Source organism: Nocardioides sp. (assembly GCF_035503875.1).
GTDB lineage: Bacteria > Actinomycetota > Actinomycetes > Propionibacteriales > Nocardioidaceae > Nocardioides.
Genome location: NZ_DATJTA010000022.1, coordinates 16,397 through 36,173, shown reverse-complemented (window position 1 = coordinate 36,173; position 19,777 = coordinate 16,397). Strand labels below are relative to the sequence as shown.

The following is a 19,777-nucleotide window of genomic DNA, read 5'->3' as shown; positions in this document are numbered from 1 at the left end:
GTGCGGTTGCGCTGGTCGTGCAGACCCTACAAGCCGGGCTGCTCCCGGCGTTCGTCGCGCTGGTAGACGTCGGGTACCCCGTCCGCGTCCAGATCCAGCATCTCCTCCTCGTGCAGTCGACGGTAGACCCGGTTGCGGCTGCGCAGCACCACGGTCGCGAGCAGCGTCGCGACCAGCGACCCGACGAGTACGCCGACCTTCGCGTGCTCGTCCTGCGGCGTACCGCTCCCGAACGCGAGCTCGCCGATGAGCAGGGAGACGGTGAACCCGATGCCGGCGAGCATCGCCATGCCGATGACGTCGACCCAGGACAGGTCCTCGTCGAGGTCCGCGCGGGTGAAGGTCGCGAGCAGCCAGGTCGAGCCGGCGATGCCGAGGGTCTTGCCCACGACCAGCCCGGTCACGATGCCGAGGGCGATCGGGTCGGTGAGCGCACTTCTCAGCCCGTCGAGCCCGCCCACGTCGACGCCGGCGGCGAAGAACGCGAAGACGGGTACGGCGACCCCCGCCGAGATCGGCCTGACCAGGTGCTCGAAGTGCTCGGCCAGGCCGGGACCCGCCTCCGGCCCGCCGGCCGACTCGCTGCGCAGCACCGGCACGGTGAAGCCCAGCAGCACCCCGGCGACCGTGGCGTGCACGCCCGACTCGTGCACCAGCACCCAGGCCAGGACGGCCAGCGGGATCAGCAGCCACCCGGAGCGGATCCGCCGCTGCACCAGGACGGCGAAGAGCGCGATCGGCACCAGCGCGAGGAGGAGGTACGACGGCCGCAGGTGGTCGGTGTAGAAGATCGCGATGATGGTGATGGCCAGCAGGTCGTCGACGACGGCGAGGGTCAGCAGGAACGTCCGCAGCCCGCTCGGGAGGTGCGTGCTGATCACGGCCAGGATCGCGACGGCGAACGCGATGTCGGTGGCGGTCGGGATCGCCCAGCCGGCGAGGTCGCCGCTGGAGCCGAGGTTCCACAGGACGTAGACCACGGCAGGCATCGCCATCCCGCCGACCGCCGCGACTACGGGCAGTGCGGCGCGGCGGGGATCGCGCAGGTCACCCGCGACGAACTCGCGCTTCAGCTCCAGTCCGGCGACGAAGAAGAAGATGGCCAGCAGCCCGTCGGCCGCCCAGGTGCCGAGGGTGAGGTTCAGATGGAGGGCCTCCGGGCCGATCCGCAGGTCGCGGAGGTTCTCGTACGCCTCGGAGAAGGCGGTGTTCGACCAGACGATCGCGATCAGCGCGCCGACGATCAGCAGCAGGCCGCCGGTGGTCTCGGCGCGCAGGATCTCGGTGATGCGCGAGGCTTCGGGGAACGAGCCGCGGCTGAACAGGCGACGGGTGGGGGACACGGTGCTCCTGAGGGGTCGGCGACAGAGAAGCCGACCAGACTTCCCGGCACACCACCCCTGACCCTACCGCCGAGCCGGCGTGAGTTCGGTGCCGAGCCGGCGCGAACTCGCGCCGGCTCGGCACCAAACTCACGCCGGCTCGGCGTGGGGATGGGGATGGGGGTGGGGTGTCAGTCCTCGGGCTTGGTGGCCAGGCCGTCGGAGATGAGGTTCATGACGGAGCTGTCGGCGAGGGTGGTGACGTCGCCGATCTCGCGGTGCTCGGCGACGTCGCGGAGCAGGCGGCGCATGATCTTGCCGGAGCGGGTCTTGGGGAGCTCGGGGACGATCATGATCTGTCGGGGCTTGGCGATCGCGCCGATCTCCTTGCGGACGTGGTTGCGCAGTTCCTCGACGATGTCGGCGCCGCCGTCACCGGCCTCGTCGCGCAGGATGACGAAGGCGCAGACGGCCTGGCCGGTGTCTTCGTCCTTGGCGCCGACGACGGCGGCTTCGGCGACCTTGGGGTGGGAGACGAGGGCGGACTCGATCTCGGTGGTGGAGAGGCGGTGGCCGGAGACGTTCATGACGTCGTCGACGCGGCCGAGGACCCACAGGTCGCCGTCGTCGTCCTTCTTGGCGCCGTCGCCGGCGAAGTACCACCCCTGCTTGGCGTAGCGGGACCAGTAGGTGTCCTTGAAGCGGTCGTCGTCGCCCCAGATGGTGCGCAGCATGGAGGGCCAGGGTTCGGTGAGGACGAGGTAGCCGCCGGAGCCGTTGGGCACCGACTCGCCCTCCTCGGTGACGACGTCGGCGGCGACACCGGGGATGGGGATCATCGCGGAGCCGGGCTTGCCGTGGGTGACGCCGGGCAGGGGGCTGATCATGATCGCGCCGGTCTCGGTCTGCCACCAGGTGTCGACCACGGGGGTGCGGCCTCCGCCGATCACCTCGCGGTACCAGACGTAGGCCTCGGGGTTGATGGGCTCGCCGACCGAGCCCAGGAGCCGCAGTGAGGACATGTCGCGCTGGTCGGGGATCTCGCGGCCCTGCTTCATGAACGAGCGGATCGCGGTCGGGGCGGTGTAGAAGATCGTGACGCCGTACTCCTCGATGATCTGCCACCACCGGCCCCGTTCGGGGGAGTCCGGAGTGCCCTCGTAGAGCACCTGGGTGGTGCCGTTGGCGAGGGGGCCGTAGACGATGTAGGAGTGGCCGGTGACCCAGCCGATGTCGGCGGTGCACCAGTAGACGTCGGTCTCGGGCTTGAGGTCGAAGACGGCCCAGTGCGTGTAGGCGCTGCCGGCGAGGTAGCCGCCGGTGGTGTGCAGGATGCCCTTGGGCTTGCCGGTGGTGCCGGAGGTGTACATGACGTAGAGCGGGTGCTCGGCGTCGAAGAACTCCAGCTCGTGCTCGGTCGAGGCCTGCTCCACCGACTCGTGCCACCACACGTCGACGGAGTCGTCCCACTCGACGTCCTGGCCGGTGCGTCGTACGACGAGGACCCTCTCCACTACGTCGGTCTTGGTCCGCGCCTCGTCGACGGCGGGCTTGAGCGCGGAGGGGGCGCCGCGGCGGTAGCCGCCGTCGGCGGTGATGACGACCTTGGCGTGGCAGTCGGTGAGCCGGGAGGCGAGCGCGTCGGAGGAGAACCCGCCGAAGACCACGGTGTGGGGGGCGCCGATGCGGGCGCAGGCCAGCATCGCGACGACGGTCTCGGGGATCATCGGCAGGTAGATCGCGACCCGGTCCCCGGCACGCACGCCCAACGAGGTGAGCGCGTTCGCGGCCTGGCTGACCTCGTCCTTGAGCTGGGCGTAGGTGATGGTGCGCTTGTCGTCGACCGGCTCGCCGACCCAGTGGAAGGCGACCTTGTCGCCGTTGCCGGCCTCGACGTGGCGGTCGACGCAGTTGTACGCCGCGTTCAGTCGGCCGCCGACGAACCACTTCGCGAACGGGGGGTTGGTCCAGTCCAGGACGGTGTCCCACTTCCGGTCCCAGGACAGCCGCTCGGCCTGCTCGGCCCAGAACCCCTCACGGTCCGCGGCCGCCCGCGCGTAGGCCTCCTCGGTGAGGTTGGCGTTGGCTGCCAGCTCGGCCGGCGGCTCGAACCGCCGGTCCTCCTTCAGCAGGTTCGACAGGGTCTCGTCGCTCACGTTCGCTCCTGGATCGTCACGGGATCGGCAGAAATGGGGTGGCCCCCGCCACACTAGTGGCGGGGGCCAGGGTCGGTCAGTGGGTGATGGCTTGCTCGGCGCCCGCCCCGGACAGGGCGCGGACCTCGAGCTCGGTGTAGCGCTCCTCGGCCGTCGGCTCGCGGCTCGAGATGGTGCCGAGGTAGCCGGCGAGGAAGCCCAGCGGGATCGAGATGATGCCGGGGTTCTCCAGCGGGAACCACGAGATGTCGATGCTGGTGGGCAGCAGCGACAGGTTCTTGCCCGCGGCGTCCTCGCCCTTGCCGGAGACGACCGGAGAGAAGAACACCAGGATCAGCGCCGAGCCCAGGCCGCCGTAGATGCTCCACGTGGCGCCGCGGGTGTTGAAGCGCCGCCAGAACATGTTGTAGACGATCGCCGGCAGGTTGGCCGACGCCGCGATGGCGAAGGCCAGGGCCACCAGGAACGCGATGTTCAGGTTCTGCGCCGGGATGGCCAGCAGGATCGCCACCAGGCCGATGCCGGCGGCGGCGAACCGCGTCATCCGGATCTCCTCCTGCTCGGTGGCCTTCCCCTTCTTGATGACGTTGTTGTAGATGTCGTGCGCCACCGAGGCCGACGACGTCAGCACGAGTCCGGCGACCACCGCGAGGATGGTCGCGAACGCCACGGCCGCGATCAGCGCCAGCAGGATGGCCCCTCCGGTCGAGCCGGCGCCTCCGCCGACCTCCTCGGCGAGCTTCGGCGAGGCCAGGTTGCCGGCCGCGTCCAGCGTGGAGGTGTCGAGCAGGGCGGCCGCACCGAAGCCGAGCACCAGCGTGAACAGGTAGAACACGCCGATCAGGCCGATCGCCCAGAGCACCGACTTCCGCGCGTCACGCGAGGTCGGGACGGTGTAGAAGCGGATCAGGATGTGCGGGAGGCCCGCCGTACCGAGGACCAGGGCGATGCCGAGGCTGAGGAAGTCGATCTTGCTGGTCAGCGTGGCGCCGTACTTCAGTCCGGGCTCGAGGAACGCCTGACCGGCACCGGAGTTGTCGGCCGCCGTGCCGAGTAGCTCGGAGAGGTTGAAGTCGAACTTCGCGAGCACCAGGACGACGATCAGCGCCGAGCCGGTCATCAGCAGCACGGCCTTGACGATCTGCACCCACGTCGTGCCCTTCATGCCGCCGACGGTCACGTAGAAGACCATCAGGGCGCCGACGGCGACGATCACGAGGTTCTTGGTGGCCTGGCTGTCGACGTCGAGCAGCAGGGTGACCAGCGCACCCGCGCCGACCATCTGCGCCAGCAGGTAGAAGATCGAGACGACCACGGTCGAGGTCGCCGCCGCCATCCGGACCGGGCGCTGCCTCATCCGGTACGCCAGCTGGTCGGCCATCGTGTAGCGACCCGAGTTGCGCAGCATCTCCGCGACGAGCAGCAGGGCCACCAGCCAGGCGACCAGGAAGCCGATCGAGTAGAGGAAGCCGTCGTACCCGGAGAGCGCGATGGCGCCGGAGATGCCGAGGAACGACGCCGCCGACATGTAGTCGCCGCCGATCGCCAGGCCGTTCTGGATCCCGGAGAAGGAGCGGCCGCCGGCGTAGAAGTCGGCGGTGCCGGATGTCTGCCGGCTGGCCCAGAAGGTGATGCCGACGGTCAGCGCGACGACGGCGAGGAACAGGACGGTGGTGAGCACCTGGTGGTCCATGTCAGTGCCCCTTCGCCTTCGTCGCGCGGTACTCGTCGTCGATCACCTTGGCGAGCGGGTCGAGCTTGGAGGTGGAGTAGCGGGAGTAGAGCCAGGCCAGCAGGAACGTGGTCACGAACTGCAGCAGCCCGAAGATCAGGGCGACGTTGATGTTGCCGAAGACCTGCTTGCTCATGAAGTCGCCCGCCCAGTTCGACATGACGACGTACAGCAGGTACCAGGACAGGAAGGCCACCGTCGCGGGGAACACGAAGCCGCGGTAGAGACGCCGCAGCTCGGTGAACTCCGGACGCGCGTGCAGCTCGTCGTACACCGGATCGTGGCGCGCGGCCTGGTCCGGGTCGTGGTCGTGGGTCGTCACGAGGTTCCCCTCTCCGAGAAGCGATGTGATCGCCGTCACGGTAGGAGCGGGCGCATCCGCGTCGTGAGAGGTGTGCGCGCGCACGTCGCCCAGCGGACGGCGTACGTCGCCCAGCGGTCGATCTCGTACGACGAGCGGTCGCGGCCCCGAACGCTGGTCGAGGTGCGAAGGACGAAGTCCTGAGCCTCGAAACCCGGTGAGCAGAGAAGCAGCCCGAGCCGAGGCCGACGTGTGTCTCACCGGGTTTCGAGGCTCGCTCCGCTCGCACCTCAACCAGCGTGGGGTGTGAGGCCGTGAGGAGAAGTTGACGACATCGGTACGGCGACAGGCCGCCGGTGTTACGCCCGGCTCCGAGGCTGAGGACACCTCGACCTCTCAGGGAGCCTCGACATGACCGTGACCGACAGCCGCCCCGTGACGTCCGCGACGTCGGCGGCGCCCGCCCGCCGTACCGGACGTTGGATCGACGACTGGCGCCCCGAGGAGCCGGAGTTCTGGGAGACGACCGGGCGGAGGGTGGCCCGGCGCAACCTGGTCTGGTCGATCTTCGCCGAGCATCTCGGGTTCTCGGTGTGGCTGATCTGGAGCGTGAGCTCGGCGTTCCTGGTGTCGATGGGCTTCAGCTACAGCCCGCAGCAGCTGTTCCTGCTCATCGCGCTGCCCAACCTGGTGGGGTCGCTGCTGCGGCTGCCGTACACCTTCGCCGTGCCGAAGTTCGGCGGGCGCAACTGGACGATGGCCAGCGCCGCGCTGCTGCTGATCCCGACGCTCGGCTTCGCGGTCGCGGTGCAGAACCCGGACACGCCGTTCTGGCTGTTCTGCCTGATCGCCGCGACGGCCGGCCTCGGCGGGGGCAACTTCGCCAGCTCGATGGCCAACATCAACTTCTTCTACCCCGCCGCGAAGAAGGGCGCCGCCCTCGGCCTCAACGCCGCCGGCGGCAACCTGGGCGTCGCGCTGATCCAGCTCTTCCTGCCGGTCATCGTCGGCGGCGCGGGCATCTTCGGCATGGTCCAGGCCAGCGACGGCGGGATCCACCTGGAGCGGGCCGCCTACGTGTACGCCGCCCTCGCGGTGGTGGCGACGCTCGCGGCGTACCTCTGCATGGACAACCTCACCTCCGCGCAGTCGAAGCCGCGCGAGCAGCTGGCGGTCGTCCGCGAGAGGCAGACCTGGGTGATGGCGTTCCTCTACATCGGCACGTTCGGCTCGTTCATCGGCTACTCGGCCGCGATGCCGCTGCTGATCAAGCTCAACTTCTGGGTGCCCGAGCCGGCGCCGCTCGGTACCGGCATCTACTTCGCGTACTTCGCCTTCCTCGGCGCGCTCGTCGGCTCCGCGACCCGACCGTTCGGCGGCTGGTTGGCCGACAAGTACGGCGGCGCGCGGGTCACCCTCGGCGCGTTCGCCGGGATGATCGTCGCCACCCTGGCGGTCCTGTGGACGCTCACCCAGCTGACCCCGAACCCCACGCAGAGCCCCGCGATCGCCGACGACAATCAGTCCTGGTTCCCGTGGTTCCTGGCCTTCTTCCTGTGCATCTTCGCCGCGACCGGCATCGGCAACGGGTCGACGTACAAGATGATCCCGGCGATCTTCCGCACCCAGGCCGAGCGCGCCACGACGGCCGGCACCCCGGAGCGGGCGGCCGCCCTGCACGCCGGCACCAAGAAGTCCTCGGCCGCGATCGGCGTCATCGGCGCCGTCGGTGCGGTCGGCGGCTTCCTGATCCCGATCGCCTTCAGCTCCCCGTGGGTGGAGCAGCCGATGGAGGCGACCAAGGGCGCGTTCGTGATCTTCACCGGCTTCTACGTCGTCTGCGCGGTCGTGACCTGGGCGGTCTTCCTCCGCAAGCCGGCGCCCGCCAAGGCGGCGACCAGCCTTGCCAACGCCGGGATCTGAGCGACGTTGACCGACACCCACTGCCCCTACTGCTCCCTGCAGTGCGGCATGACCCTCGCCCGTGAGGGCCGCGCGCTCGAGGTGCGGGCGCGCGACTTCCCGGTCAACGAGGGCGCGCTGTGTCGCAAGGGCTGGACGGCGACCGGCCTGCGCGGCAGCCGGGAACGACTGACCACGCCGCTGCTGCGCGACCAGGCGACGGGCGAGCTGCGGGCCGCGTCGTGGGACGAGGCGCTCGACGTCGTCGCCGACGGCGTACGACGGCTGCAGGCCGAGCGCGGTCGGGACACGGTCGCGATCTTCGGCGGTGGCGGGCTGACCAACGAGAAGGCCTACCTGCTCGGCAAGCTCGCCCGCGCCGCGCTGGGCACCAGCCGGATCGACTACAACGGCCGCTGGTGCATGTCGTCGGCCGCGACGGCCGGCAACCAGGCGTTCGGGATCGACCGGGGGCTGCCGTTCCCGCTGGCCGACATCGAGGGCACCGACGTACTGGTGCTGGTCGGCTCCAACCTCGCCGAGACCATGCCGCCGGCCGCGCGGCACCTGGACCGGCTGCGCGAGCGCGGCGGACACGTCGTGGTGATCGACCCGCGTCGTACGCCGACCGCGGACCGAGCCGACACCTTCCTGCAGCCGGTGCCCGGCACCGACCTCGCGCTCGCCCTCGGTGTCCTGCACCTGCTCGACGCGGCGGGCGCCGTCGACGAGGAGTACCTCGCCTCGCGCACGACCGGCTTCGACGACGTACGGCGGACCGCCGCGGCGTGGTGGCCGGAGCGGGTCGAGCGGGTGACCGGTGTCGAAGCGCCGCAATTGCGGCGATTGGGCGAGCTGCTCGCCGGCGCGGGGACGGTCACCGTCCTGACCGCCCGGGGCGCCGAGCAGCACCGCCAGGGCACCGCGACCGTGCTGGGCTGGCTGAACGTGGCGCTCGCGCTGGGCATGCCGGGACGCCCGCACGCGGGCTACGGCTGCCTGACCGGCCAGGGCAACGGGCAGGGCGGACGCGAGCACGGCCAGAAGTCCGACCAGCTCCCCGGCTACCGGATGATCGACGACCCGGCCGCCCGCGAGCACGTCGCCCGGGTCTGGGGCGTCGAGCCGGAGACGCTGCCGGGCAAGGGGCTCTCGGCGTACGAGCTCCTCGACTCGCTGGGCCGCGAGGACGGGTCGTCCGCGTTGCTCGTCTTCGGCAGCAACATCGTCGTCTCCGCGCCGAACGCCACCCACGTCACGGAGCGGCTGGCCGCGCTCGAGCTGCTCGTCGTGGCCGACATCGTGCTGAGCGAGACGGCCGCGCTGGCGGACGTCGTACTCCCGGTCACGCAGTGGGCCGAGGAGTCCGGCACCATGACCAACCTCGAGGGACGGGTGATCCTGCGCGAGCGGGCCGTCGCGCCACCCGAGGGGGTGCGCAGCGACCTCGACGTGATGGCCGGCCTGGCCGAGCGGCTCGGCTCGACCGCCGCGTTCCCGACCGACCCCGAGGAGGTCTTCGCCGAGCTGCGGCGGGCGTCCGCGGGCGGGCGAGCCGACTACGCCGGCATCAGCTACGAGCGGATCCGCGCCGAGGACGGCGTCTTCTGGCCGTGCCCGACGCCGGAGCACCCGGGTACGCCGCGGCTCTTCGCCGACCGCTTCGCCACCCCCGACGGTCGGGCGCGCTTCGTCGACGTCGACCACCTCGGCGCCGCCGAGCAGCCGGACGCGTCGTACCCGGTGCACCTGACGACGGGCCGGGTGCTCGCGCAGTACCAGTCCGGCGCGCAGACCCGCCGCGTCCGCGACCTCCCCGACGACGGCACGTTCGTCGAGCTGCACCCCATGTTGGCCGACCGGATCGGCGCCCGCGACGGCGACCCGATCGTCGTCGCCACCCGCCGCGGCGAGCTGAAGGCGCCCGCCCGGGTCGTCACCACGATCCGCCCCGACACGGTCTTCGTGCCCTTCCACTGGGTCGGCGCGAACCGGCTCACCAACGACGCCCTCGACCCCGCCAGCCGGATGCCGGAGTTCAAGGTCTGCGCCGCCGCGGTTTCCGCGGTGGTCGAACGTCGAGACTCCCGCAGCGTGCAGGTGAGGGTGGTCTAGGTCGGCGTACGGCGGGACTTCGTCCGTTCGCTGCTCGGCCCCCGGGGCTGGTGGTCGAGCAGTGAGGAGCGCCAGCGACGAATGTCCGTCGAGACCCCCGCAGCGTGCAGGTGACGGTGGTCTGGGTGGGTGGTCGGCGAGACGGGTCTCGACGGTCGCTCAGGACTTCGTCCGTTCGCTGCTCGACCTCCGGTGCCCGGTGGTCGAGCAGTGAGGAGCGCTAGCGACGAGTGCCCGTCGAGACCCCCGCAGCGTGCAGGTGAGGGTGGTCGGGGTGGGTGGTTGGCAAGACGGGTCTCGACGGGCGTTCAGGACTTCGTCCTTCTCTGCTCGACCACCGGGGGCGTCGCGACCTCCGGTGTGAGGCCGTGAGGAAGAGTTGACGACGGCGGTACGGCGACATGTCGTCGCTGTTACGCCGGTTGCCGAGGCTGGGGACATGTCAGCCACCCAGACCTCCGAGCGCGTCGTCGTGGTGGGCGCGGGGATGGCGGCGGCCCGGCTGGCCGACGAGGTGGCGGGCCGCGGCGGTCGCGTCGCGCTGATCGGCGACGAGCCGCACGCGCCGTACAACCGGATCCTGCTCTCGGCCGTCCTGGAGGGCACCCACGACCCCGCGGCGCTTGAGCTCGGGCTGCGCGACGACGTCGACCTGCGGCTCGGCAATCGGGTCGTCGAGATCCACCGCGCGGAGCGCGAGATCGAGCTCGCCGACCGCAGCCGGATGCCGTACGACACGCTCGTCCTGGCCACCGGCGCCATCCCGACGCTGCCGCCGATCCGTGGGCTCGTGCAGGTCGACGGGAGGCTGCACCAGAAGGTGCACGCGTTCCGGTCGCTGGCCGACTGCCGTCGACTCGACGCCGCGGTGCCGGACGCGCGAACGGCCGTCGTCGTCGGCGGCGGCCTGCTGGGCCTGCAGGTCGCCCGCGCGCTGAGCGTGCGCGGCCTCGAGGTCGAGGTCGTCGAGGGAGGCGAGCACCTGCTGCGCAGCCAGGTGGACGAGAAGGCCGGGCGGATCATCGCGCGGGACCTGAAGCGGCTGGGCGCGACCGTCTACACCGGCGCCCGCGCCGTACGCCTCACCGACGCGGGGCTGGTCCTCGACAACGGGTTCACGCTCGACACCGACCTGGTGGTGCTCACCGCCGGCGGCCGGCCCAGCACGGCGCTCGCCCGCCGCGCCGGCCTCGACGTACGCCGGGGCGTGGTGGTCGACGACCAGCTCCGCACCAGCGACGAGCGCATCCTCGCGATCGGCGACTGCGCCCAGCACCGCGGGCGGACGACCGGCTTCGTCCCGCCGGCGTGGGAGCAGGCAGGCCTCGCGGCCGCGCACCTCGCCGGCGAGCAGGTCGCGTACGCCGGGACCCGCAGCGTCGCCCGCCTGCGCGCGACCGGGCTGGACGTGGCCGTGCTCGGCGACCCCACCACCGCCGAGGGCGAGGTCGTCGAGGTGACCAACCCGGTGGTCGGGTCGCACCGGCGGCTGGTGGTCCACGGCGGCCGGATCGTCGCGGGGACCCTGGTCGGCGACCTCTCGCGCGTCGGCCTGATCACCCAGCACTTCGACCGCGGCACCGTGCTCGGCACCGGCGAGCCCGGTCGCCTGCTGATGCCCGAGCGGACCGCGGCCCCCGCCGTGCTCGCCGACGACGCCGAGGTCTGCGCCTGCGCGGGCGTCAGCGCCGGCCGGATCCGCGCCTGCGCGTCGTACGACGACGCCCGCACCACCACCCGCGCCACCACCGGCTGCGGCGGCTGTGCCGCCGTGGTCGCCTCACTCGTCACGGAAGGAGCACTGGCATGAGCCCGCACCTGAGGAAGAAGCTCGTCGTCGTCGGCCACGGGATGGTCGGCCACCGGTTCGTGCAGGCCGCGATCGAGCGCGGCCTGACCGAGACGCACGACGTCGTCGTCGTGGGCGAGGAGCCGCGGCCGGCGTACGACCGGGTCGCGCTGACCTCGTTCTTCGAGCGCGGGGCCGACGAGCTGTCGTTCCTCCCCGAGGGCGCGTACGACGACCCGCGGGTCCGGCTCGTGCTCGGCACCGCCGTCGAGGGCATCGACCCCGAGACCCGGACCGTGCTGCTCGCCGGGGGCGAGGTGCTGGTCTACGACGAGCTGGTGCTGGCGACCGGCGCCGCGCCCTTCGTGCCGCCGATCCCCGGCCACGACCTGCCGGGCTGCTTCGTCTACCGCACGATCGAGGACCTCGAAGCGATCCGGGTGGCTGCGGCCACCGCCAAAGTCGGTGCGGTCGTCGGCGGCGGGCTGCTCGGTCTCGAGGCGGCCAACGCGCTGCGCCAGCTCGGCCTGGAGACCCATGTGGTCGAGATGGCGCCGCGGCCGATGGCGGTCCAGGTCGACGACGCCGGCGGGGCCACGCTGACCCGGCACCTGGAGCGGCTGGGCCTGACCATCCATGCCGGCGCGATGACGTCGGCGGTCGTCGAGCGCGACGGCCGGGCGGCCGGGATCGCGCTGAAGGGCGTGGCCGACCCGGTCGAGGCCGAGGTCCTCGTCTTCTCCGCCGGCATCCGCCCGCGCGATGCGCTCGCGCGGGCCGCCGGGCTCGACCTCGCCGAGCGTGGCGGCGTGCTCGTCGACGAGCAGTGCCGGACCTCCGACCCGCACGTGTGGGCGATCGGCGAGTGCGCGGCGCCGGGCGGGCGGATGTACGGCCTGGTCGCGCCGGGCTACACGATGGCCGAGGTCGTCGTGGACGCGCTGCTCGGCGGCCCGGGGTCGTTCACCGGCGCCGACATGTCCACCAAGCTGAAGCTGATGGGCGTCGACGTCGCGAGCTTCGGCGACGCGTTCGCGACCACGCCCGACTGCCTCGAGCTCGTCTACTCCGACGCCGTCGCCGGCGTCTACAAGAAGCTGGTCGTCTCCGAGGACGGCAAGCAGCTGCTGGGCGGGATCCTGGTCGGCGACGCGTCGGCGTACGGCGTGCTGCGGCCGATGGTCGCCTCCGGCATCGAGCTGCCGGCCAACCCGGAGGAGCTGATCCTGCCGGTCTCCTCCGGCACTGCGGTGACCCTCCCGGACGAGGCCCAGGTCTGCTCCTGCAACGACGTGACCAAGGGCGACATCGTCGCGGCTGCGGCGGCGGGGGAGACCACCCGCGCCGGCACGACCTGCGGCTCCTGCAAGGTGCAGACGAAGAAGATCATCGAGGACTACTTCGAGTCGGTGGGCAAGGTCGTCGACCGGAGCCTGTGCGAGCACTTCCCGCTCACCCGCCAGGAGCTCTTCGACGTCGTCGCGGTGCACGGGTACACCCGCTTCGACCAGGTCGTCGAGGCGCACGGCACCGGCCGCGGCTGCGACGTCTGCAAGCCCACGGTGGCCTCGATCCTGGCCAGCCAGCTGAACGACCACGTGCTTGCGAGCGATCGCCGTACGCTCCAGGACACCAACGACGCCTACCTCGCCAACATCCAGCGCAACGGCACCTACTCCGTCGTCCCGCGGATCCCCGGCGGCGAGATCACGCCCGAGAAGCTGATCGTGATCGGCGAGGTGGCCCGCGACTTCGGGCTCTACACCAAGATCACCGGCGGGCAGCGGATCGACCTGTTCGGCGCCCGGATGGAGCAGCTGCCGGCCATCTGGACCCGGCTGGTCGACGCCGGCTTCGAGTCCGGCCACGCCTACGGCAAGTCCCTGCGGACGGTGAAGTCGTGCGTCGGCTCGACCTGGTGCCGCTACGGCGTGCAGGACTCCGTGCAGCTGGCCATCGACCTGGAGCTGCGCTACCGCGGGCTGCGCTCGCCGCACAAGCTCAAGGGCGGGGTCAGCGGCTGCGCGCGCGAGTGCGCCGAGGCCCGCGGCAAGGACTTCGGCGTGATCGCGACCGAGAAGGGCTGGAACCTGTACGTCGGCGGCAACGGCGGCGCCACCCCCGCCCACGCCCGGCTGCTGGCCGGCGACCTCGACACCGACACCCTGGTCCGCTACCTCGACCGCTTCCTCATGTACTACATCCGCACCGCCGACCGCCTGCAGCGCACGGCGCCCTGGGTGGACTCCCTCGACGGCGGCCTGGACCGGGTGAAGGAGGTCGTCGTCGACGACGTGCTCGGGCTCGGCTCGGAGCTGGAGGCGGCCATGGCGCGCCACGTCGACTCCTACGTCGACGAGTGGCGGGCGACCATCGAGGACCCCGACAAGCTGGCCCGGTTCGTCTCCTTCGTCAACGCCCCGGAAACGCCGGACCCGCACATCTCGTTCCGCGCCGAGCGCGAGCAGATCGCGCCCGCCGACTCCGACGGTCCGGTCTCGCTCGGGAGCACGATCCCGGTGGGGGCGCCCCGATGACCCCTGTGTGCCGCCTCGATCAGATCGAGGTGGAGGGCGGGGTGACGGCGCTCGTCGACGGCGAGGCCGTGGCCGTGTTCCGGACGTACGACGACGAGGTCCTCGCGATCTCCAACTACGATCCCTTCTCACGGGCCTCGGTGCTGGCCCGCGGCATCGTCGGGACGCGGGGAGACATCCCGTTCGTGGCGTCGCCCATGCACAAGCAGGCGTTCGACCTGCGCACCGGGCAGTGCCTCGACGACGCGGCGGTCCGGGTCGCGTCGTACGTGGTCGAGGTGTCCGAGGGCATGGTGCTCGTCGGTCGCAGGAGGGAGAGCCCCGCGTGAGCGACCAGCCCCTCGCCGGCTTCCGCGTCGGCGTGACCGCCGCGCGCAAGGTGGAGGAGCAGATCGCCCTGCTCGAAAGACGCGGCGCGACCGTCGAGTGGGCGCCCGCGCTCTCGCAGGACCCCAACCAGGTCGACGACGCGTCACTGCGCGCGGCGACCGAGGAGGTGCTCGCCCGGCCGGTCGACATGTTCCTCGCGACGACCGGGATCGGCATGCGGACCTGGTTCTCCGCCGCCGACGACTGGGGGCTCGCCGATCCGCTGGTCGCCGTCCTGTCGTCGGCCGAGATCCTCGCGCGCGGACCCAAGTCGGTGGGCGCGCTGCGCCGGCGCGGGCTGCGCGAGATGTGGGCGCCCGAGTCGGAGTGCTTCGAGGACGTGCTGGAGCACCTGCGCGGCCGCGACCTGGCGGGCCTGCGGATCGTCGTCCAGGAGCATGGGCAGTCGCTCTCGATGGTCGCCCACGCCCTGCGCCGCCGGGGTGCCGACGTCACGGTCGTGACCGTCTATCGCGTCGCGGGTGCCGAGGACCCCGAGCCGATGTTCCGGATGATCGACCTGATCGCCGACCGCGAGCTCGACGCGGTCACCTTCACCTCCGCCCCCGCGGTCGCGGCGCTGATGGAGGCCGCGGGCGTGACCGGGCGCCGCGAGGACGTCGTCACCGCCTTCCAGGCCGACGTCGTGGCCTCGTGCGTCGGCCCGGTCACCGCGGCCGCGTTCGAGATGTGGGGCGTGCCGACGATCTGGCCCGAGCGCTCGCGGCTCGCGGCGATGATCAAGCAGCTGGAGGTCGAGCTGCCCTCGCGGCGTGAGGGCCTCTCGATCGAGCTCGACAGCGGCGCGCTGCTGCTCCTGCACGGCGACGACGTGCTGCTCGACGGCGTCGAGGTGAAGCTGTCGCCGGCCCCGACTGCCGTCCTGCACGCGCTGGTCGCCAACCCCGGCAACGTCGTCTCCCGCCGCGCCCTGCTCGCCATGCTGCCCTCGGGCACCGCCGGCTCCGAGCACGCCGTCGAGATGGCCGTTGCCCGGCTGCGCGCCGCGCTCGGCACCAAGGCGGTGCAGACGGTCGTCAAGCGCGGCTACCGGCTGGCGGTGACCCCCTCGTGAGGCTCGTGACGGTCGCCCACGGCACCCGGCACGCGACCGGCAACGAGGTCGCGCGGGCCCTGACGGCCGCCGCCGGCTCCCGGCTCGGCCTCCCCGCGGTCGCGTCGTACGTCGAGCTCTGCTCGCCCCTCTACGCGTCGCTCCCGGCCGAGCCGTCGGTCGTCGTACCGCTGCTGCTGTCGACCGGCTACCACGTGCGCGAGGACCTCGGCGGCGCCCGCCCGCTCGGCCCCGACCCGCTGCTCGCCTCCGCCCAGGTCGACCGGCTGCTGGCCGGCGGCGCGCGGCCCGGCCAGCCGGTGACGATGGTGGCCGCCGGGTCGAACGACCCGCTCGCCCTGCGCGACCTGCACCGCGCCCGCGACCTGCTCGCCGGCGCCTGGGGCGGCCCCGTCTCGCTCGCCACCCTCGCCGGACTGGGACTCCGCCCGGCCGCCGTGGTCCGCCCCGGCGACGCGGTCTCGCCGTACCTGCTCGCCGAGGGGTACTTCGCCGACCGCACCCGCCGCGAGTCGGTCGGAGCCTCCGTCGTCGCCGACGTGCTCGGACCGCACCCGCTCGTCGTGGATCTGGTCGTGCAGCGGGCGACGGCGTTGTTGGGCGCCCTGACGCACGCTGGTTGAGGTGCGAGCGGAGCGAGCCGGCACGCTGGTTGAGGTGCGAGCGGGGCCGGCGGCACGCTGGTTGAGGTGCGAGCGGGGCCGGCGGCACGCTGGTTGAGGTGCGAGCGGGGCCAGCGGCACGCTGGTTGAGGTGCGAGCGGAGCGAGCCTCGAAACCTGGTGAGCCGACGATCGGCCCTCACCTCAGCCTGCTGGTCGGGCTGCGGGGGTTTCGAGGCCCCTTCGCTCCTGCGTCGCTTCGGGGCACCTCAACCAGCGTCGTGTCAGCGCCTGCCTGACGTTGGTTGAGGTGCGAGCGGAGCGAGCCTCGAAACCTGGTGAGCCGGCCGTCGGCCCTCACCCCAGCCTGCTGGTCGGGCTGCGGGGGTTTCGAGGCCCCTGCGCTCCTGCGTCGCTTCGGGGCACCTCAATCAGCGTCGTGTCAGCGCCTGCCTGGACGCTGGTTGAGGTGCGAGCGGAGCGAGCCTCGAAACCTGGTGAGCCGACGGTCGGCCCTCACCCCAGCCTGCTGGTCGGGCTCCGGAGGTTCGGGGCACCTCAATCAGCGTCGCGTCACCCCCGATCCAGCTCCACCGCCTCTGGCGTGTGCAGCCGCACCATCACCCGGCGCGTGTGGGCGGGGACCCGCCCGGGCGTCAGCAGGCTGACGCCGACCATCGTCGCGACGGCCAGCGGGACCGACCAGGCGGCCGGCTGCTCCAGCAGTACGCCGGCCCAGCCGGAGGCGGAGTACGGCGCCAGCGTCCACGCGACCGCCGTACCGGAGCCGAGCCCGCCTACGACGAGGCCGGCGATCGCGCCGACGTCGGTGAGCCGGCTCCACCAGATCCCGAGCAGCAGCAGCGGGCAGAACGTCGAGGCCGCCACCGCGAAGGCGAGTCCGACCGCGCGGGCGACGCCGACGTTCGGGATCGCGAGCGCCACGAGCACGGGCACCAGGACGGCCACGACAGCCGCCAGCCGGAAGGCGGTCACGCCGCCGAGCCGCCGCTCGCCGTACACCCGACCGGTGACGTCCTGGGTCAGCACCCCGGACACCGCGATTGCCAGTCCCGAGGACGTGGAAAGGAACGCGGCGAACGCACCGGCCGTCACCAGTCCTGTCAGCACCTCGCCGAGTGGCCCCGGCACGATCAGCCTCGGCAGCTCCAGCACGAGCACGTCCGAGCGCCCCGACTCGGCCAGCTCGGGGGCGTACACCCGCCCGAGCGCGCCGTACGCCGTGGGCAGCAGGTAGAAGGCGCCGAGGAGCGCCAGCACCACCAGCGTCGTACGACGGGCCGCGCGGCCGTCGGGGTTGGTGTAGAAGCGGACCACCACGTGCGGCAGCCCCATGGTGCCGAGGAAGGTCGCGACGATCAGCGAGTAGGTCAGGTAGAGCCCCTGCCCGCCCCCGTCGGCGAGCGGGACCGACCACCCGGATGCGGCCTCGCCGACCACCCGGCTGCCCGGCGCGCCGTCGCCGGCCCACGCGACGAGCAGCACCATCAGCGGGAGCAGCAGCGCGGTGAGCTTCAACCAGTACTGGAACGCCTGGACGAACGTGATGCTCCGCATCCCGCCCGCCGTCACGTTCATCAGGACGACGAGCCCGACGATCAGCGGGCCGAGCCACACCGGCGCCCCGACCGCCGAGCGCAGGGTCAGCCCGGCACCCTGGAACTGTGGCAGCAGGTAGAGCCACCCGATCCCCACGACCAGCACCGAGCAGACCGCCCGGACCGCGCGCGAGCCGAGCCGGGCCTCGGCGAAGTCGGGCAGGGTGTACGCCCCCGAACGGCGCAGCGGCGCGGCCACCAGGACGAGCAGCACCAGGTAGCCCGCGGTCCAGCCGATCGGGTACCAGAGCATGTCCGCGCCGAAGGTCAGCACCAGGCCGGCGACGCCGAGGAAGGACGCGGCCGAGAGGTACTCGCCGCCGATCGCGGTCGCGTTCAGCCGCGGGTTGACCGAGCGGGACGCGACGAAGAAGTCGCTGGTCGTGCGGGAGAAGCGCAGCCCCCAGGCGCCGATCGCCAGCGTGGTCAGGGTGACCAGCACGATGGCGATGATCCCCGGGGCCGAGCTCACTCGCCGACCTCGTCGAGCAGCTCCGCGAAGTCGTGCTCGACCCGCTCGGCCCGGCGGACGTACCACCAGCCCAGGCCCAGCAGCAGCGGGTAGACCAGCACGCCGAGCAGCACCCACGCCACCGGTACGCCGGCCACGTCGACGTCGGCCAGCCCCGGCCAGAGGTGGAACAGCAGCGGCCACGACCCCACCGCGACGACGAGTACGGCGAGCACGCGCGCCGCCAGCCGCAGCTGCTCGCGCAGCAGGGAGCGCAGGTAGATCCCGCCCAGACGGGTGTCCGCGTCGATGTCGCGCGCCCGCGACCGGACGGTGGTACGCCGCCGCGGCGGCCCGGTCACCCGGACACGCTCGGTCACGGCTCCGTCCTCACGAGCCGGCCCGCTTCAGCAGCAGATCGCGCAGCTGCCGGGTGTGCCGCCGGCTGACGCCGAGCTCGACGCTCGCCCCGGACCGCCCGACGACGACCGTGCAGCGGCCCGCGTCCATCCGCACCTCGGCGACGTGGGCGAGCGAGACCAGCAGCGAGCGGTGGATCCGCACGAACCCGGCCGGCCCCCACTCGTCCTCCAGCTGGGACAGCGGCGTCCGCACCAGGTGCGAGCCGTCGTCGGTGTGCAACCGGGCGTAGTCGCCCTGCGCCTCGACGTACGAGATCGCGGAGCGGGCCACGAAGCGGGTCACTCCGCCCAGCTCGACCGGCACCTGCAGGTCACCGGCCGGCCCGCGGTCGGCGACGCCCTCGACCACACCCACCACCCGTCGTACCGCCTCGGCGAGCCGGTCGTCCCGCACCGGCTTGAGCACGTAGTCGACGGCCTGCAGCTCGAAGGCCTTCACCGCGTGCTGGTCGTGGGCGGTGACGAACACGATCGGCGGCGGCTCCCGGAAGCGGGCCAGCACCTGCGCGAGCTCGAGACCGGTCAGGCCGGGCATCTGGACGTCGAGGAACACCGCGTCGACCTCGATCTCCCGCAGCATCCGCAGGGTCTCGGTCGCGCTGTCGCAGGTCAGCACCTCGGCGACCCGCGGGTCCCGGCCGAGCAGGTAGGAGAGCTCGTCGAGCGTGGGCCGCTCGTCGTCGACCACCAGCACGGTCAGCGGGACCTTCACACCTGCACCCCCGGTGCGAATTTGGGTACCCGCACGATCACCCGCGTACCCGCTCCCGGCGCCGTCTCGACGACGAGCCCGTGCTCGTCGCCGTACGCGTTGCGCAGCCGGGCGTCCACGTTCCCCAGCCCGACGGAGTCGAGCGCCGTGTCGCCGGCGAGCGCGCGCCGTACCTTCTCCGGGTCCTCGCCGATCCCGTCGTCCTCCACCTCGATGACCGCCTCCTGGCCCTGGTCGCGCGCGATGATCCGGATGTGCCCGCCCTCGCCGCGGCCCTCGAGCCCGTGGCGTACGGCGTTCTCGACGAGCGGCTGGATGCACAGGAACGGCACCGCGACGGGAAGCACCTCGGGGGCGACGTTGAGCGTCACCCGCAGCCGGTCGCCGAACCGCGCCTCCTCGAGCAGCAGGTAGCGCTCGATGGAGCGCAGCTCCTCGGCGAGCGTGGTGAAGTCGCCGTGCCGGCGGAAGGAGTAGCGGGTGAAGTCGGCGAACTCCAGCAGCAGCTGCGCGCTCGGTCCGGGTCGGTGCGGACGAAGCTGGCGATCGCGCCGAGGGAGTTGTAGATGAAGTGCGGACTGATCTGGGCGCGCAGCGCCCGCACCTCCGCCTCCATCAGCCGGGTCCGTGACGCGTCCAGCTCCGCCAGCTCCAGCTGCCCCGAGACCCACTGG

The 19,777-nt window shown here is 72.1% G+C and carries 15 protein-coding genes and 1 pseudogene; 7 read left to right on the top strand and 9 right to left on the bottom strand.

From position 1 onward, the window contains the following. Window positions 1-26 precede the first annotated feature (26 nt). The 4 genes from nhaA to VMF51_RS05730 all read right to left on the bottom strand — a co-directional run bounded on the left by nhaA (window position 27) and on the right by VMF51_RS05730 (window position 5,532). Window positions 27-1,343: a Na+/H+ antiporter NhaA gene (gene nhaA, locus VMF51_RS05745; protein WP_325473451.1), complete on the bottom strand. Its 1,317-nt coding sequence runs from the start codon at window positions 1,341-1,343 to the stop codon at window positions 27-29. Between the two features lie 170 nt (window positions 1,344-1,513). After that, window positions 1,514-3,478: an acetate--CoA ligase gene (acs, locus tag VMF51_RS05740; protein ID WP_325473450.1), complete on the bottom strand. Its 1,965-nt coding sequence runs from the start codon at window positions 3,476-3,478 to the stop codon at window positions 1,514-1,516. A gap of 76 nt (window positions 3,479-3,554) precedes the next feature. Beyond that, the gene (locus VMF51_RS05735; protein ID WP_325473449.1) at window positions 3,555-5,171 is read right to left on the bottom strand and encodes a cation acetate symporter; all 1,617 of its coding nucleotides are present in this window, start codon (window positions 5,169-5,171) and stop codon (window positions 3,555-3,557) included. Between the two features lies 1 nt (window position 5,172). Next, window positions 5,173-5,532 (bottom strand): DUF485 domain-containing protein, encoded by a 360-nt coding sequence (locus tag VMF51_RS05730; protein ID WP_325473448.1) that lies wholly within the window; start codon window positions 5,530-5,532, stop codon window positions 5,173-5,175. Window positions 5,533-5,922: 390 nt separating this feature from the next. Here VMF51_RS05730 and VMF51_RS05725 point away from each other — a divergent pair, with 390 nt between their 5' ends. From VMF51_RS05725 to VMF51_RS05695, 7 genes are all read left to right on the top strand, one after another. Further along, a complete protein-coding gene (locus VMF51_RS05725) occupies window positions 5,923-7,434 on the top strand; it encodes a nitrate/nitrite transporter (protein WP_325473447.1) in 1,512 nt (503 codons plus the stop codon). A gap of 6 nt (window positions 7,435-7,440) precedes the next feature. Continuing rightward, window positions 7,441-9,528, top strand: a complete 2,088-nt coding sequence (locus tag VMF51_RS05720; RefSeq protein ID WP_325473446.1) for a molybdopterin oxidoreductase family protein — start codon at window positions 7,441-7,443, stop codon at window positions 9,526-9,528. A gap of 439 nt (window positions 9,529-9,967) precedes the next feature. Continuing rightward, complete coding sequence (locus tag VMF51_RS05715) at window positions 9,968-11,338, top strand: FAD-dependent oxidoreductase (protein ID WP_325473445.1); 1,371 nt, start codon at window positions 9,968-9,970, stop codon at window positions 11,336-11,338. Then, window positions 11,335-13,854, top strand: coding sequence for a nitrite reductase large subunit NirB (gene nirB / locus VMF51_RS05710; RefSeq protein WP_325473444.1), 2,520 nt, complete (start codon window positions 11,335-11,337; stop codon window positions 13,852-13,854). Before VMF51_RS05715 ends, nirB begins: the two co-directional genes overlap by 4 nt. Further along, window positions 13,851-14,183, top strand: coding sequence for a nitrite reductase small subunit NirD (gene nirD / locus VMF51_RS05705; protein ID WP_325473443.1), 333 nt, complete (start codon window positions 13,851-13,853; stop codon window positions 14,181-14,183). Before nirB ends, nirD begins: the two co-directional genes overlap by 4 nt. Beyond that, the gene (locus tag VMF51_RS05700) at window positions 14,180-15,298 is read left to right on the top strand and encodes a uroporphyrinogen-III synthase (protein WP_325473442.1); all 1,119 of its coding nucleotides are present in this window, start codon (window positions 14,180-14,182) and stop codon (window positions 15,296-15,298) included. The genes nirD and VMF51_RS05700 overlap by 4 nt, the downstream gene beginning before the upstream one ends. Further along, window positions 15,295-15,921 (top strand): sirohydrochlorin chelatase, encoded by a 627-nt coding sequence (locus VMF51_RS05695; RefSeq protein WP_325473441.1) that lies wholly within the window; start codon window positions 15,295-15,297, stop codon window positions 15,919-15,921. The genes VMF51_RS05700 and VMF51_RS05695 overlap by 4 nt, the downstream gene beginning before the upstream one ends. Window positions 15,922-16,472: 551 nt before the next feature. Here VMF51_RS05695 and VMF51_RS05690 read toward each other — a convergent pair. The 5 genes and pseudogenes from VMF51_RS05690 to VMF51_RS05670 form a co-directional block, all read right to left on the bottom strand. Next, window positions 16,473-17,990 (bottom strand): cation acetate symporter, encoded by a 1,518-nt coding sequence (locus VMF51_RS05690; RefSeq protein ID WP_325473440.1) that lies wholly within the window; start codon window positions 17,988-17,990, stop codon window positions 16,473-16,475. Next, window positions 17,987-18,349 (bottom strand): hypothetical protein, encoded by a 363-nt coding sequence (locus VMF51_RS05685; RefSeq protein WP_325473439.1) that lies wholly within the window; start codon window positions 18,347-18,349, stop codon window positions 17,987-17,989. The genes VMF51_RS05690 and VMF51_RS05685 overlap by 4 nt, the downstream gene beginning before the upstream one ends. A gap of 10 nt (window positions 18,350-18,359) precedes the next feature. Then, window positions 18,360-19,103 carry a LytTR family DNA-binding domain-containing protein gene (locus tag VMF51_RS05680; RefSeq protein WP_325473438.1) on the bottom strand — a complete coding sequence of 248 codons (744 nt, stop codon included), beginning with the start codon at window positions 19,101-19,103 and terminating at the stop codon, window positions 18,360-18,362. Then, window positions 19,100-19,474: an ATP-binding protein gene (locus tag VMF51_RS05675; RefSeq protein WP_325473526.1), complete on the bottom strand. Its 375-nt coding sequence runs from the start codon at window positions 19,472-19,474 to the stop codon at window positions 19,100-19,102. The genes VMF51_RS05680 and VMF51_RS05675 overlap by 4 nt, the downstream gene beginning before the upstream one ends. A gap of 63 nt (window positions 19,475-19,537) precedes the next feature. Beyond that, window positions 19,538-19,719 (bottom strand): annotated as a pseudogene (locus VMF51_RS05670) (histidine kinase); the annotation flags it as partial. Window positions 19,720-19,777 lie beyond the last annotated feature (58 nt).

Excerpts from the sequence above, each read along its gene's own strand:
- VMF51_RS05735 (WP_325473449.1), bottom strand. The coding sequence starts at position 5,171 with ATGGACCACCAGGTGCTCACCACCGTCCTGTTCCTCGCCGTCGTCGCG.
- VMF51_RS05725 (WP_325473447.1), top strand. The coding sequence starts at position 5,923 with ATGACCGTGACCGACAGCCGCCCCGTGACGTCCGCGACGTCGGCGGCG.
- VMF51_RS05715 (WP_325473445.1), top strand. The coding sequence starts at position 9,968 with ATGTCAGCCACCCAGACCTCCGAGCGCGTCGTCGTGGTGGGCGCGGGG.
- nirB (WP_325473444.1), top strand. The coding sequence starts at position 11,335 with ATGAGCCCGCACCTGAGGAAGAAGCTCGTCGTCGTCGGCCACGGGATG.
- nirD (WP_325473443.1), top strand. The coding sequence starts at position 13,851 with ATGACCCCTGTGTGCCGCCTCGATCAGATCGAGGTGGAGGGCGGGGTG.